Here is a 14,518-nt window from a genome sequence, read left to right as displayed (position 1 = left end):
AAGGAGAATTGGCGCATGAGTACAGCACCTGATCGTAGAGCGCGAACTGGATTAAGGCGCATCTACGAGCACAATGAACGCCTGATCATCGGTGCGGGTTCGGTGATCACCTTCCTGATTGTCTGGGAAGCCGCGTACCGTTTTGCCTGGGTTAACCCAACGTTCATTTCCGCTCCAAGCCAGGTGTTTCTGGCCGGCATCAAGACGTTCGCATCGGCCGATTTCCATACTGATGTTCAGACGAGCGCGCTGGAATTCATCATCGGCTATGTGATGGCAATCGGCATAGGGGTCCCGCTCGGTCTGCTAACCGGCAGCTCGAAGCGGATCTCCTACCTTGTCAGCCCGTTCATCCACATCCTGAACATCGTGCCGCGTATCACGTTGCTGCCTGTCATCATCATATGGTTCGGCATCGGCATCTGGTCGAAAGTACTTGTCGTGTTTCTCGGCGCACTGATTCCGATTCTAATCAGCACGTATGCAGGCGTGAAGACCAGCGAGGAGCGCTTCATGAAAGTAGCGCGTAGCTTCAACGCTTCGCCGTCGCGCACGTTTATCACGATCGTGCTGCCGGGCACCGTGCCGTTCATTTTCACCGGCATGAAATATGGAACTGGGCGTGCACTGCTCGGCGTTATCGTCGGTGAGCTTTACGCAGCGACGGCAGGCATCGGCTATTTCATCGCGGCAGCAGGAAATTCACTGGAAACGGACAAGATGTTGGTGGGTGTCACGGTTGTGGTTGCAGTCGGTCTGATCGCACTCGAAATACTCAATCGGGTCGAAAAGAGGTTCGACCGCTGGCGTCCTGTCGTTGAGTCGGAGAATTGATAATGTCGCGAGTCAAAGTGATGAGCCCGCCAGTTTCGCGACGCGATGCTTCGCCGTCGCCGCTGCAAGTGTATCTGCGATTCGAGCAAGGGATTCTCGGCGCATTCTCGATCATCGCCGTACTGTTGATCTGGCAAGGCCTCTCGACCGGGGTTTTCGCAGACTGGCTCAGTCCCATCCTGGGCGACAGCGTTGCATCGAAGCTATGGATCAAACCGATATTCATTTCCTCGCCCACTCGTGTGATAGCGAAGACTGGCGAAATGATGGCATCGGGTGAACTTTGGGAACACCTGTCATCGAGTGGAATTTCGTTCATCCTCGGTTCGTTCATCGCGATTATCGTCGGGATTCCGCTAGGTCTTGCAATCGGTTGGTACCGTAGGTTGCGCTACGCAGTCGAGCCTTTTCTGCTCGCTTACAACGCAACGCCGCAGGTCGTGTTCATTCCGCTGATGATCATCTGGGCGGGCACCGGCATGGCAACGCGTGTGCTGATCATCGCCACGGTAACGTTTGTTCCACTGACGATGAACGCGTGGGCAGCCGTGAAGACAGCGGATCCCCGTCTGCTGAAAGTCGCGAAAAGTTTCTGTTCATCGGATTACCAGCGATTCCGCGACATCATCCTGCCTACGTCGATTCCATTCCTGCTGTCGGGTCTGAGACTTGCAATTGGCCGTGCAATGGTTGGCGTTGTGGTGGGTGAAATCTATGCTGCTACGTCGGGCGTTGGCTATCTGATCAACGTCGCCGGTTCTTCCTTCCAGACAGATAGCGTATTCGTCGGCATTGCGATGATTGCGCTGTTCGGTCTGCTGTTGACAGCGATGATCAACAGCATCGAGAAGCGATATGCGAGATGGCGTCCAAAGAGCGCTACGAAGTAAACGAAAGGAAACTGCCATGAATGTGAAACTGGAAGCGAAGGGTATCTGTCTTCAATACTTGCGCCCGCGCACGAACATCTATCAGACGGTTCTCGAAGATGTGAATCTGAAAGTGATGGAGGGCGAATTCCTTTCGGTAGTCGGTCCATCCGGATGCGGTAAAACGACCTTTGTTTCTCTCGTCGACGGTCTGATTCCGAGTAACAGCGGCGAGATCCTGGTAGACGGCAAGATCGTGACGAAGCCTGGGCCTGATCGGGCGATGGTGTTTCAGGATGCTTCGCTGCTACCGTGGCGCTCGGTGATCCGCAATGTGACATATGGCCTCGAATGCCACAAAGTGAACGCGAAGGAAGCACGCGAGCGCGCGACGCACTTCATCGAAATGGTCGGCCTCACTGGTTACGAAAACCACTATCCACACGAATTGTCGGGCGGCATGCAGCAACGCGTCAACCTCGCGCGAGCTCTGGTAATGGACCCGAAAATCCTGCTAATGGACGAGCCGTTCGCGGCGCTCGACGCACAGACGCGCGAAGCCATGCAGGAAGAATTGCTCCGCATTTGGGCACAATCGAAAAAGACCGTGCTCTTCATCACCCACCAGATTGACGAGGCCATTTTCCTGTCGGATCGCGTCGCTGTCTTCCGTGCAAAGCCCGGCCGAGTCAAGGAAATCGTCGACATCGATATCGAGCGTCCGCGCAAACTGTCGCTCAAGCGCGATCCACGCTTTCATCAATACGAAGACTACATCTGGTCGCAGATTCACCACGGTAGTGGACAGCACGTCGAAGCGGCATAACGCAAGGGCTTCAAGTGAACAACGCCGCTCCGCAAGACGGACTGAACGGAGCGGCGCGATATTGCGCGCTGGTCGTTCTGATTGTCAACGTGATCATGACTTCCCTGGATGGAACGATCATGAATATGGCGCTGCCGAGCGTCATGAAAGCGATGAACGCAACGGCCGCAAGTTCGGTCTGGATTATCAGTGCCTATCAGCTCGCGGCGCTTACCCTTTTGCTTCCCGCCGCGGGCGCCGGTGACCGGATTGGGCTTCGGAAAGTCTATCTCCTTGGCGTTGCGGGCTTCACGATTGCATCTGCTATTTGTGGCATTGCTCCCAACCTCGGCGTGCTTATCCTTGGTCGGTCTATCCAGGGCGCTAGTGCGGCCGGCATCATGTCTTGCAGCAATGCGCTGGTCAAGCTGACCTATCCGAAGCGTCTTTTCGGCGTTGGTGTGTCGATCAACGCCGCAGTCATAGCGGCAGCCTCCGCATCGGGGCCATCCATTGCAGCTGCGATCATGTCCGTCGCGACCTGGCATTGGTTGTTTATCATCAATCTGCCCGCCGGCGTTTTCGTGGTCATCATGGGTAGCAAGTTCCTCCCACGCAATCGAATGGACGTCCGGCGTGAACCGGTGAAGATAACCGACGTGCTTTTGAACATGGCAACGTTTGGCTTGATCCTCGTTGCGCTGCAGTCCTTTGGGCAAGGTGCATCCGCCGTGAAGGAGCAGATTCCGGCCAATGTCGCTTTGGCTATGCTCGTTTCCGGTCTGATTGTCGGCATAGTTTACTGGCGAAGACAACTTGGCCTGTCGATGCCGCTACTGCCGATCGATTTGCTCAGGATTCCAATTTTCAGACTTTCAATGTGTACGTCTGTGACGTCGTTCGTATCGCAGACAGCGGCATTCGTGGCGTTACCCTTTCTCTTTCTTGGCATCTGGGGGTATTCGCCGGCGAGAGCGGGGCTGCTCATGGCCTGCTGGCCGGTTACGGTCGTGGTGGTTGCGCCCATCGTCGGACGTTTGATCGGACGGGTACCTGGAGGATTACTGGGTGGCATCGGCCTGGCAATACTTGCTGTGGGTCTGGCATTGCTCGCCACGCTACCCGAGCACCCGGACGCGATCGCCATTGCCTGGCGTATGTCCCTTTGCGGAATGGGTTTTGGCATCTTTCAGTCACCCAACAATCACACGATCATGACAAGCGGCCCTGCGTACCGCAATGGGGCCGCAGGTGGAATGCTGGGCACGGCACGCCTCACGGGACAGACACTCGGCGCGGCCATGCTGATGCTTATCTTTAGCGTCCTTCCGGTGAATACCGGACGCGGCCCAGTCGTCGCATTGGATCTCTCTGCTGGCATGGCTGCTGTCGCCGGCATCTTTAGCTCGCTTCGCCTACGCTACGCGCCTCGCACCGATGCAGACATTGCATCGACGCATCAATATTTTGAGGATGTAGAACCGCCGACCAGCGGCAACGCCTGTCGCATCGATTCTTAGTTGCTAAATAATCCGCATCGTCGAGCCATTAGGGGTTTTCACCCCGTTGCCGGCAAAAATATTTGGATTTAATCTTAGTGCTGTAAGAATATTCCGTGTAGAGGTAGCGAAAGTCGTCTGACGGGCGTCCACGAAGATAAATGTGGTGAGCCAGTTGGCGGATGAGTATTCGGCATTTCATCTAAAAATAGGATAACGAATGAATTACTCAAAGACATTGGGGACCGCAGCGCTTCTCGCAATCGGTTCAACGGCGTACGCGCAGTCATCGGTCACGCTATACGGTTTGCTGGACGTCGGTCTGCAATACAAGAACCAGACACCTACGGCTGATGGCACGACAGCCAGCCAGGCGAAGATGTCGAACGGCAACCTGCTCGGTAACCGCTGGGGGTTGCAAGGAGCCGAGGACATCGGCGGCGGCACGAAAGTGATCTTCACTCTCGAAAGTGGCTTCACGCTCACTGATGGCAAGAGCGCTCAAAGCGGTCGCCTCTTCGGACGAAAGGCGTTCGTCGGTATGGATACGCGCTATGGCGTCGTCACGCTCGGGCGCCAGAACAATCTCATCTATGAGAACGTCACGCCCTTCGATCCGGCGCTTCTGGTACTCTATTCGGCATCCACCTATGACGCGTTCCTCGTCGGCCGCATGGACAATTCGATCAAGTATCAGGCTAGGGGCAACGGTATGTTCTTCGGCACAATGTACTCGACCGGTTACGAAACCGTAACGGGTCAAGGGCAGGTGCCGGGACATAGCAAGGTAGGTCGAGAATACGAATTCGTTGCGACTTATAAGAAAGCCGGTTTTGGTGGCTTCGTGGGTTTCGACCAGCAGCAAGGCACGTCGATCGCGACGCAAGACGATGCACTTCAGCGTTTCATTCTCGCTGCATCTTACAAGGCGGGTCCAGCGACGCTCGCCGGCGGATGGCGTTGGTTGAACGGTCAGAACGGCGCATCCGCGCAAAGCTCGAATCTGTTCTGGGGCGGCGGTACGTGGCAGTTCACCCAGTTCTTCTCGCTCGCGCTGAGTGGCTATCACATGCAGATGAGGAACACGCACAACGGCCCATCAAGCGTAGTGCTCTTTGCCGACTACTTTGTATCGAAATCAACCGACTTCTACGCACTCTTCTCGCGGATGTGGAATTCGAAGGATACGAAGCTCGGCGTCGAAGGGCAGGGGCAGGATACGGCCTTAGGTGCAGCGCAGACCGGTGCAATCATTGGCATCCGTCACACATTCTGATGGGCGAGCCAAAACGGAAATGGCGAACTCTTCGCTAGCTCATCCGTGAAGTTAAGCGGGAATTTTTCGCCGACATTGTGCTGCCGGGTGGACTCTTCCGGCTTCAAATCATTGGAACTTGACACAGGCCAAGCCTCGACTTCGCCTCCGTCGGGGATTCGAACCAGCATATGTTCCGGCATTCATGCAGGAATGAGCTATTAGACGCCGCGCTCGAGCGCTGCAGCAATCTATTCCACCGCGTCTTGCTTGCGTTTCATCGCCCGCCTTCTCATTGGGGAAGCTGCTCGGAAACACTAACACTCATTTCTGAGCAGCTCATCAGGGGGGAGCGTCACTTTGTTTGCGGGGCCGCACTTTGTGCGGCCGCAAATTATAAATCGAGGTCGAGACAGGGCGACATGGCGCGCGAAACGCAGATCATGATTTCCTTTTTCTGCTCGTCTTCGTCCAGCACAAGATCGCGATGATCAACTTCACCAGCGGTGTAGGTCACGCGGCACGAACCGCACGTACCGGCCTCGCACGAACTTGCGACACGATGGCCGTGCCGACGCAGGGCATCCAGAATGGATTCATTCACACCGACCTGGATTGATTCATTCGACTTTATGAGGCGAACCGTAAAAGGCGTGTTTTCAGAGACACCCTTTGTTTCCGCACCGAAACTCTCGAAATGAATATTCTCGGACGGCCAATGGCCCGTCATGCCCTGGACGCTATCCATCAATGGCTTGGGGCCGCAGCAATAGACGTGAGCTCGAGTTGGCGTGCCGAGTACTGGCCAGAAATTGAACGCTTTGCCACGGTCGCCGCCGTCATGATGCACAACGATCCTGCCGGGAAATTCCGTATTGATTTCATCGAGAAATGCCGTCGATTCCTTATCGCGCGTCAAATAATAGAGCTTGAAATCCGCGCTTTCGGCGTTCGCTAAATGACGCATCATCGAAAGGATCGGCGTGATGCCGATTCCACCAGCGATAAACACGAATTCTTTGGCACCTTTCGATAATTCGAACTCGTTGCGTGGCGCACCAACACGTACCTGCTGTCCGTCCTCCAATTCGTCGCTCATGCTCACCGATCCGCCGCGGCCTGCCTGATCGCGCTTGACGGCGATCAGATAGCGGTGGCGTTCGTGAGATGCGTTGCACAACGAATAACTGCGCCGCATCTTGTTGGGCGCCTCAACAACGATATGCGATCCAGGCGTGAATTCGGGGAGATCCCGGCCTTCAGGGTCGGACAATTCAAATAGATAAATACCCTGAGCCGCAACTTCTTTGCGACTGACTTTCAGTGTGAGCATGCCGTCCGTATCAACGGCAGCTTGGGCAGCGGGAGAGAGGGCTACACGAGTTTCCATAATTGTCTTGACAGGTCAGCGGCGTTGGAAATAACATTTGTTCATTAGGGTCCTAAGTATAAACCTCGAGACTAGGGTTTGCAATCCGAAACCCATAAGACGTTCAACCAGTTTCAAATAAAAAGTGTGCAAAGGAATTCGCCATGATGACTTCCGAGGAGAACGACCTGCTGTGCCGGGTCGAGGGTGACGCTCCGATGGGGCAGTTGATGCGGCGGCACTGGGTTCCAGCCCTGCTTTCCGAAGAACTTCCGGAAGCCGACGGCACGCCGGTCCCGGTGCGCCTGTTCGGAGAAGACCTGCTTGCGTTTCGCGCAACAGATGGCTCTGTCGGTCTGATCGGTCGTTACTGCCCACATCGGCGGGCCTCCCTGCAGTTCGCGCGCAACGAGCACGACGGTGTGCGTTGCATCTATCACGGCTGGAAAATCAGAACCACCGGCGCGGTGGCTGAAATGCCGTCCGAGCCACCCGAAGCGTGCGCAAAGCAGCAGGTGAAACATCTGTCGTATCCGACGGTTGAACACGGCGGTTTCGTGTGGGCTTACATGGGTCCGCCCGAAACGATGACACCGTTCGACCCGCCCGCATTTGCACCGGAAGGCGACTGGAAAGTTTCGATCATCAAGATCAAGGTCAGGTGCAACTGGGCTCAAGTGCTCGAAGGCGCGATCGACTCGGCGCACAGCAACACGTTGCATCAGAACATGATCCGTCCGGCGCCGGTCGGTGGCACGCAACCGGTCGGCCACAAGTTCTCGCGTCCGAGCACCGACAAGGCGCCGCGTATCCAGCCGCAGATGACGGATTACGGTTTCTACTATGCGGCGATCCGCAAGCCGATCGTGAACTCCGACGTAGAGGACTACGTGCGCGTGACGATCTACGTCGCACCGTACTACGCACTGATTCCGCCGAACAGCGATTACCGCTCGGCCCAGGTCAATGTGCCGATTGACGACGAAAACACGATGTTCCATTTCATCGCTTTCTCGAAGAAAGGCACGGCTCCGGATCAGGAGGAATACCGCAAGATTCTGGGCGCGCAGATCGGCATCGACATCAACGAGCGTTACGAGCCGGTTCGCAATATGGAGAACAACTATATGCAGGACCGGCAGGCGATGAGGAACGGAGACTTCACGGGCATTCACGGCTTGCCAATGGAAGACATTGCGATGTGGGAGACGATGGGGCCCCTTGCTGATCGCGGCGAAGAGCGGCTGGGTGCGAGCGATCAGGCCATCGTGCAATTCCGCCGGCAGATGCTCGCTGCAGTGAGAGAGTTCATCGATGGCAAGCCCGCTTTCGGTACGAAGGAAGTGTGCTCGACGCCGCAAGCGGAAATCCGTTCGTTCGAAGGCATGATGCCCAAGGGGGCCGACTGGCGCGGTCTGGATACGCGGACGGGGCAGTTCGCACTGGTTGGCGACAAATTGGAGGTCTGAGTGGACGACCGTACGGTAAAGGCGTTTCAGGAACGCCTGAAAAAAATCGACACATGCGTGCTATCAGATGCGCTGGATCGTCTCGGCATCAAGGGGGTTGCGTTCGGTATGCGGCGCCTCGCGGGAAGCAGTCGCGTTGCGGGTCGCGTGATTACCGTCACGCTGGGGCCGGCGGAAGGTGGCGTGGCGCCGCGTCATCTATGCACGGCGGCGGTCGAGCAGGGCACGGACGCCGATGTGATCGTGGTCGAGCACCATTCGCATCAGCAGGCCGCCGGCTGGGGCGGAATTCTGTCGCTCGCGGCCAAACAGCGCGGCATAGAAGGCGTGATCGTCGACGGCCAGTGTCGCGACATCGACGAGGCCGAGGACTTCGGCTTCTGCATATTCGGCAAGGGCTCGGTGCCTTCGACGGCGCGCTCACGCGTGATGGAAGTCGCCTGCGGGGAGCCGGTGGTGATCGGTGGCGTGCGTGTACGTCAGGGGGATCTCGTGCTGGCGGATGGTACCGGCATCGTGTTTATTCCCGCGGCGCGTGCGGAAGAGGTCATCGTCCTGGCCGAACAGTTGGCCGCGCGCGAGCAGGCCATGATGGTAAGGATCAGGAGCGGGGAGGCGGTCAGCGCCGTCATGAACCACCAATACGAAGCAATGCTGCAAGGATAAGAGACATGGAAGCGTTGATGAAACTGGCAATGATGGATACGCCGACCATTTCGGATGCACTGGATAAGCTCGGCATCGCCGGTCAGTGCGTGGGTATCAAGCCGCTCGATCCGAAGTTCCGGATTGCCGGTCCGGCGTTCACGATTCGCTACGTGCCTTGCGGCACCCGGGGCGGTACGGTTGGCGACTACATTGACGACCTGCCCGAAGGCACCGTCGTTGCACTGGACAACCAGGGTTGCATGGATGCCACGGTATGGGGCGACATCCTCACGACGGTCGCGAGCCGCAAGAGGCTGGGCGGCACGATCATCGACGGCGTGTGTCGCGATGCGCCGCGCTCCATCGAACTGGCGTATCCGATCTTCGCACGCAGCAGCCACATGCGTACGGGCAAGGATCGCGTTGCAGTGGACGCAACCCAGTGCAGCATCTCTATTGGCGGCGTGCGCGTGAATCCCGGCGATCTGGTCATCGGCGACTGGGATGGCATCGTAATCGTTCCACGGGAGCGCGCTGAAGAAGTTCTCGTCGTCGCCACGAAAATTCAGGAGGCGGAAGATCGCATTCGCGCGGGGGTCGAGCGTGGCGAGCGGCTGGACGAAGTACGAAAAAATCAGGGCTACCATTCTTTGCAAACGAAGGAAATGGCCTGATAAACCCGCTGCGGTTACGTTGATTTCAGTGCGGCGGCACTTGCTATACGCAAGGAGACATGGTGGCGAAGATCGTTCTTGGAATCGGCACTTCACACACGCCGATGTTTACGCTGGAAGCAAAGGACTGGAAGCATCGCGCTAACGCGGATTACGCAAACACCGCACTCAACATGTCCGATGGCCGCATGCTGAGTTACGCGCAGTTGCTGGCCGAAGTCGGCCCCCGTTACGTGGCGGAATCCACGCCAGAAGCCTTGAAGCAGAAGAGCGATGCGACCGAAGTTGCATTGGACGCGCTCGCTGACGCGCTCGACGCGGCGGCGCCAGATATCGTGCTGATCGTAGGTGATGACCAGGGCGAAATGTATAAGCCCGGCAATCAGCCCGCGATCTCCATCTATCACGCGGACGACCTGATGACGAGCGACGCATTCGGCAAGGACGATTCGCCGGAATGGGAGCGCACGATGGGTCGCGGCTACATGATGGATGAAGTGCACACGGTGCGTGGCTCGGAGAAGTTCGCGCTGGAGTTGATAGATGGCTTGATCGAACGCCATGTGGACGTTGCGACGGTCGCGAGGGTTGAGCACGAGGCTGAAGCGGGGTTGGGTCATGCATACGGTTTCATCGTGAAGCGCCTGTTCCGTGGCCGCGAAATTCCGATTGTTCCGATCATGCTGAACACCTACTATCGTCCGAACGTGCCGACCGCGGCGCGCTGTTTCGACATCGGCGCGGCATTGCGCGACATCGTCGAGAAGTCGTCCAGCGATCTGCGCGTGGCGTTCGTTGCGTCCGGTGGTTTGTCGCATTTCGTGGTGGACGAAGAACTGGATCGCCGCGTGCTCAAAGCCTTCGAGGAAAAGGATGTGGAAACGCTCCGCAGCATTCCGCCGCAGTCGTTGAATTCCGGTTCATCTGAAATCCTGAACTGGGTCATGGTTGCCGGCGTGCTGCAGGATTTCAAGGTGAATTCTTCGGTATATATTCCGATCACGCGTACGTCTGCCGGTACCGGCGTCGGCACGGCGTTTATCACCTGGGTACCGCGGGATTGATATGAGGTAGCACGATGACCGTGAATATATGCGTCGCCGGAATCGGCGCGAACGGCCTCAAGCATCTGGAGGGGATCGCTTCAATCGACGGCATGCATGTTGCCGCCGTTGTGGACGCAGACGTCGGCAAGGCTGAGGCCGTCGCTGCGCGCTTTGGTGCGGCGAGCGTCGAGCCGAATCTCGGTTTGGCGCTCAAGCGCACCGATATCGATGCCGTCATTCTCTGCACACCTACGCCGCTGCACGCGACGCAGGGCCTTGCATGTCTACGCGCCGGCAAACACGTGCAGATCGAAATTCCAATTGCGGATAACCTGGCTGACGTCGAAGCGCTGTTGCACGAACAGAAACGCTCGGGCCTCGTCGGCATGGCGGGTCATACGCGCCGCTTCAACCCTGGCCATCAATGGGTACGTCAGCGTATCCTCGCGGGCGAACTCAGCATTCAACAGATGGACGTTCAGACGTATTTCATGCGTCGCACGAACATTAATGCCTTAGGTGAACCTCGTGGCTGGACGGACCACCTGCTGTGGCATCACGCCTGCCATACGGTCGACCTGTTTCAGTATCAGACCAGTGATGTCGCGACACGTGTCAACGCGATGCAGGGGCCAGTGCACCCCGAGCTTGGCATCGCCATGGACATGTCGATTCAGCTAAAGGCAGAATCCGGTGCGCTTTGCACACTGTCGCTGTCGTTCAACAACGATGGGCCGATCGGTACCGTATTTCGTTACATCTGTGATAACGGTACTTATCTTGTGAATTATGACGATCTGTTTGATGGCGTCGGCAACCGGATCGATGTGTCCGGTGTTGCCGTATCGGCAAACGGTTTCGAGTTGCAGGACAGGGCATTCCTCGCCGCCATTGAATCCGGCGTTGAGCCCGAATCGAGCTTTGAACGGGTCATGCCCGCATACGTTACGCTGGACCGCGCGGAGAAGTTGCTATGACCCGGCCGGTTCGCCTTGGCGTCATCGGCTTGGGTCGCGCATTCACACTGCTATTGCCGACATTCGTGAAGGATCCGCGCATAAAACTCGTGGCGGCGGCAGATGTGATCGAAGCGGCGCGCACGCAATTCACCGCGGATTTCGGCGCGCCGGCGTACGCGTCGATCGAGCAATTGTGTGCGTCACCTGACGTTGACGCGGTCTACATTGCGACACCGCATCAGTTGCACGCCGAGCATGTCTGCCTCGCAGCTTCGTACGGCAAGCATATTCTCGTCGAGAAGCCGATGGCGATTACGCTCGACGAATGCACGCGCATGATCGATGCGGCACGCGAGGCGAACGTGCACCTGATCATCGGGCCGAGTCACAGTTTCGACCTGCCGTACCGGCGCACGCGCGAGATTATCGAAAGCGGCAAATTCGGCGACGTCAGGATGATTACGGCGCAGGATTTTACGGACTTCCTCTATCGGCCGCGTCGTCCGGAAGAGTTGAACACCGCCGAGGGTGGCGGCGTCGTACACAGTCAGGCCGCGCATCAAATGGATGTTGTACGTTTGCTGGGCGGCGGTCTCGTGCGCAGCCTGCGTGCCTATACCGGCGCATGGGATCCTTCGCGGCCAACCGAAGGCGCCTATTCCGCTCTTTTGAGTTTCGAGAACGGCGCGTTTTGCACCGCAACCTATAGCGGCTACGGTCACTACGATAGCAGCGAGTTGCTGGACTGGATTGGTGAATCCGGTCAGCACGTCGATGCTGCTGACTATGGCGTGGCACGCCGACTTCTGCGGGGTGTCAGGTCTTTATGTGAGGAAGCGAAGCTAAAGGCGCTACGTAACTACAGCGGCGCGCTTTCTGTGCGGGTTCTCTCGCGGCTTGCACCGATTGCACATCCGAATTTCGGACAGGTGATCGTCAGTTGCGAGCGTGCAGATCTGAGGCCTACGGCATGTGGTGTCGCGATCTACGGGGATGAGGAGCGACAGTTCGAAACGGTGCCTGTGTCGGATGTGCCGCGTTCGGAACTCATTGACGAACTCTATGCTGCGGTGATCGGGGATCGGGAACCGCTGCATAGCGGGGAATGGGCGCGAGCCACAACCGAAACATGTCTGGCAATTCTCGAATCGGCCCGCACGGCCAAAGACTGTGTGATGAAATATCAATTGGCGGTCTGAGTTAGCGTTCGCCTCTAGTGGTATGTCGAGTGGTCTGCCAGTTCGGTACAACGAGAAACCGTTCCCGGCAGAGCGACTCGAGGATTTTTTCAGGTCGTGCCCTAGCGATCGCAGCCATCCTCTTTCCTTTCGGCACAGCACATTCTCCTGCGGATCTAGCAGGTATGCGTTCGATACTTCGATCCGGTGAGTCGTCGACGTTCGCGGTATTGCTTGACTAGAGGTCGGAGCACGATGACGACCTCGTCGGCCCCGCTGGCGCGTACGAAATCCTCTTCGCGGAGAATGGATCCAACCGGTTGCTGATCGATGCGCACAATTGCGTTCACTGCAAGACGACATCAAAGATCCGAATCAAAATATCGTAGGGGTCACGCCGGAGGGGAGGTGGTGGCCCGGCATACCCCAATATGTGAGCGGGGCAAGGTCACAATCTTTCATATCCTGAGCGCACACAGCATCTCTGTGGGCCCAAGCGAGAGCTAGCGGATTTGACGGGGGCGTCCTGAACGGGAGGTTGTTCATCGTGCCAGGCCGCGTCGGTGTTTCAGCAACTGCGCTACGCCCGCGGTTTCGCAAGCTTGTGCGACCGCGGCGATATATGGCGGATTGAGCGCTGGACCCTGCGGTAGGGGATTTCGCTCGACTCCTGACGGCTTACGCAGCCGATGAATTCGACGCTCGGTCCTCGTCGCTCCAAATGCCGATACGGAAATTCGATATCGACAGAAATTGGATAGCAACGAGCGTATCGGCATTAGCATGGACGTCCTTACTACTCTCCCGGTCGATTGGTTCAATGATGTCCAAATTTCCCCGCTTCGGCGTGTGGGCGCTCGTGCATGGCAGCCGCGCAGCGCTGCAGGATCCCGCCGAGCCCTACGACGCTTCGTGGACGCGCAACAAGGCCCTCGTGCTCGAGGCCGAGCGCCTCGGTTACGACTCGGTGCTCGTCGCGCAGCACACGATCAATCCACACGATCCCTCGCTCGACCAGCTCGAGGCATGGACCGCGTCGGCGGCCCTTGCGGCGCTCACCTCGCGCATCGAGATCATCACCGCGATCAAGCCTTATCTTTACCATCCGGTCGTGCTCGCAAAGATGGCGCAGCAGATCGAGCACATCAGCGGCGGGCGGTTTGCGATCAATCTCGTGAACGCGTGGAATCGTCCTGAACTCGAACGCGCCGGTCTCGGCTTTGGCGAGCATGACGAACGCTATGCGTACGGTCGCGAGTGGATCACGGTTGTCGATGCATTGCTGCGCGGCGAGGCCGTCACGCATCGTGGCGACAACTTCCATATCGACGACTACCAGCTGCGCCCCGCCGATCCGTTTCGCGCGCGTCCGCGCATCTATGTCGGCGGCGAGTCGGAGCCGGCGCGCGCACTGGTGGCGGCGCATGGCGACGTCTGGTTCATCAACGGCCAGTCGCTCGATGACGTTTCCGCGCTGATTGCGGATGTCTCGGCCCGCGCGCGACCGGATGCACGCGAAGCGTTGCGCTTCGGTCTGTCGGCCTTCGTGATTGCACGGGACACGCAAGCGCAGGCAGACGCGCATCTCGAGCATCTGTTCGCACTGGCCGAACTCGACAAGCCGCTGCGCGAGCGGCAAAAGGCCAACATCGATCCACGGGCAGTCATGCACCAGACGTTTGCGCGTTCCCCACGGGTGGGCTCGAACGGCGGCACGGCCGCGGGGCTCGTTGGCGATTACGACACGGTTGCGCGGCGCATCGTCGATTTCCATCGGGCCGGCGTCGAATTGTTCATGCTGCAGTTCCAGCCATTCGAAGCGGACATGCGCAGCTTCGCGCAAGAAGTGGTGCCGCGCGTTCGTCGTTTGCTGGACTGAACACCCGGCGCATCGAGTTCATACGTGCGCTCAC

13 protein-coding genes and 1 pseudogene are annotated in these 14,518 nt (G+C 57.9%); 13 read left to right on the top strand and 1 reads right to left on the bottom strand.

The features are described 5' to 3' along the window. Positions 1–15: 15 nt before the first annotated feature. From L0U82_RS32950 to L0U82_RS32930, 5 genes are all read left to right on the top strand, one after another. The gene (locus L0U82_RS32950; RefSeq protein WP_233837694.1) at positions 16–834 is read left to right on the top strand and encodes an ABC transporter permease; all 819 of its coding nucleotides are present in this window, start codon (positions 16–18) and stop codon (positions 832–834) included. 20 nt (positions 835–854) lie between these two features. Beyond that, on the top strand, positions 855–1,724 hold the full coding sequence (locus L0U82_RS32945; protein ID WP_233839287.1) for an ABC transporter permease: 870 nt from the start codon (positions 855–857) through the stop codon (positions 1,722–1,724). After that, positions 1,690–2,529, top strand: a complete 840-nt coding sequence (locus L0U82_RS32940) for an ABC transporter ATP-binding protein (protein WP_233837693.1) — start codon at positions 1,690–1,692, stop codon at positions 2,527–2,529. The genes L0U82_RS32945 and L0U82_RS32940 overlap by 35 nt, the downstream gene beginning before the upstream one ends. 14 nt (positions 2,530–2,543) lie before the next feature. After that, positions 2,544–4,028: an MFS transporter gene (locus L0U82_RS32935; protein ID WP_233837692.1), complete on the top strand. Its 1,485-nt coding sequence runs from the start codon at positions 2,544–2,546 to the stop codon at positions 4,026–4,028. 199 nt (positions 4,029–4,227) lie between these two features. Beyond that, entirely contained in the window at positions 4,228–5,283 is a 1,056-nt protein-coding gene (locus L0U82_RS32930; RefSeq protein ID WP_233837691.1) for a porin, read from the top strand. Between the two features lie 373 nt (positions 5,284–5,656). On the opposite strand, the gene L0U82_RS32925 is transcribed toward L0U82_RS32930, so the two are convergent. Continuing rightward, on the bottom strand, positions 5,657–6,652 hold the full coding sequence (locus L0U82_RS32925; protein ID WP_233837690.1) for a PDR/VanB family oxidoreductase: 996 nt from the start codon (positions 6,650–6,652) through the stop codon (positions 5,657–5,659). Between the two features lie 143 nt (positions 6,653–6,795). Between L0U82_RS32925 and L0U82_RS32920 the strand changes: the two genes are divergently transcribed. From L0U82_RS32920 to L0U82_RS32885, 8 genes and pseudogenes are all read left to right on the top strand, one after another. Next, on the top strand, positions 6,796–8,100 hold the full coding sequence (locus tag L0U82_RS32920; RefSeq protein ID WP_233837689.1) for a Rieske 2Fe-2S domain-containing protein: 1,305 nt from the start codon (positions 6,796–6,798) through the stop codon (positions 8,098–8,100). Continuing rightward, positions 8,101–8,766 (top strand): RraA family protein, encoded by a 666-nt coding sequence (locus L0U82_RS32915; protein WP_233837688.1) that lies wholly within the window; start codon positions 8,101–8,103, stop codon positions 8,764–8,766. 5 nt (positions 8,767–8,771) lie between these two features. Further along, on the top strand, positions 8,772–9,422 hold the full coding sequence (locus L0U82_RS32910) for an RraA family protein (protein WP_233837687.1): 651 nt from the start codon (positions 8,772–8,774) through the stop codon (positions 9,420–9,422). A gap of 62 nt (positions 9,423–9,484) precedes the next feature. Continuing rightward, a complete protein-coding gene (locus tag L0U82_RS32905; RefSeq protein ID WP_233837686.1) occupies positions 9,485–10,486 on the top strand; it encodes a hypothetical protein in 1,002 nt (333 codons plus the stop codon). A gap of 14 nt (positions 10,487–10,500) precedes the next feature. Continuing rightward, complete coding sequence (locus tag L0U82_RS32900; protein WP_233837685.1) at positions 10,501–11,445, top strand: Gfo/Idh/MocA family oxidoreductase; 945 nt, start codon at positions 10,501–10,503, stop codon at positions 11,443–11,445. Beyond that, positions 11,442–12,626, top strand: coding sequence for a Gfo/Idh/MocA family protein (locus L0U82_RS32895; RefSeq protein WP_233837684.1), 1,185 nt, complete (start codon positions 11,442–11,444; stop codon positions 12,624–12,626). Before L0U82_RS32900 ends, L0U82_RS32895 begins: the two co-directional genes overlap by 4 nt. A 251-nt stretch (positions 12,627–12,877) precedes the next feature. Next, positions 12,878–13,042 (top strand): annotated as a pseudogene (locus tag L0U82_RS32890) (4Fe-4S dicluster domain-containing protein); the annotation flags it as partial. Positions 13,043–13,425: 383 nt separating this feature from the next. Then, positions 13,426–14,484: an LLM class flavin-dependent oxidoreductase gene (locus L0U82_RS32885; RefSeq protein WP_233837682.1), complete on the top strand. Its 1,059-nt coding sequence runs from the start codon at positions 13,426–13,428 to the stop codon at positions 14,482–14,484. Positions 14,485–14,518: the final 34 nt, after the last annotated feature.

It is taken from the genome of Paraburkholderia sp. ZP32-5 (assembly GCF_021390495.1).
In the GTDB taxonomy this organism is placed as follows: domain Bacteria; phylum Pseudomonadota; class Gammaproteobacteria; order Burkholderiales; family Burkholderiaceae; genus Paraburkholderia.
Note: the sequence above shows the minus strand (reverse complement) of the source record. Positions and strands in the feature narration are given on the sequence as shown.

Excerpts from the sequence above, each read along its gene's own strand:
- L0U82_RS32900 (WP_233837685.1), top strand. The coding sequence starts at position 10,501 with ATGACCGTGAATATATGCGTCGCCGGAATCGGCGCGAACGGCCTCAAG.
- L0U82_RS32930 (WP_233837691.1), top strand. The coding sequence starts at position 4,228 with ATGAATTACTCAAAGACATTGGGGACCGCAGCGCTTCTCGCAATCGGT.
- L0U82_RS32945 (WP_233839287.1), top strand. The coding sequence starts at position 855 with ATGAGCCCGCCAGTTTCGCGACGCGATGCTTCGCCGTCGCCGCTGCAA.
- L0U82_RS32910 (WP_233837687.1), top strand. The coding sequence starts at position 8,772 with ATGGAAGCGTTGATGAAACTGGCAATGATGGATACGCCGACCATTTCG.
- L0U82_RS32895 (WP_233837684.1), top strand. The coding sequence starts at position 11,442 with ATGACCCGGCCGGTTCGCCTTGGCGTCATCGGCTTGGGTCGCGCATTC.
- L0U82_RS32925 (WP_233837690.1), bottom strand. The coding sequence starts at position 6,652 with ATGGAAACTCGTGTAGCCCTCTCTCCCGCTGCCCAAGCTGCCGTTGAT.
- L0U82_RS32940 (WP_233837693.1), top strand. The coding sequence starts at position 1,690 with ATGCGAGATGGCGTCCAAAGAGCGCTACGAAGTAAACGAAAGGAAACT.
- L0U82_RS32885 (WP_233837682.1), top strand. The coding sequence starts at position 13,426 with ATGATGTCCAAATTTCCCCGCTTCGGCGTGTGGGCGCTCGTGCATGGC.
- L0U82_RS32920 (WP_233837689.1), top strand. The coding sequence starts at position 6,796 with ATGATGACTTCCGAGGAGAACGACCTGCTGTGCCGGGTCGAGGGTGAC.
- L0U82_RS32950 (WP_233837694.1), top strand. The coding sequence starts at position 16 with ATGAGTACAGCACCTGATCGTAGAGCGCGAACTGGATTAAGGCGCATC.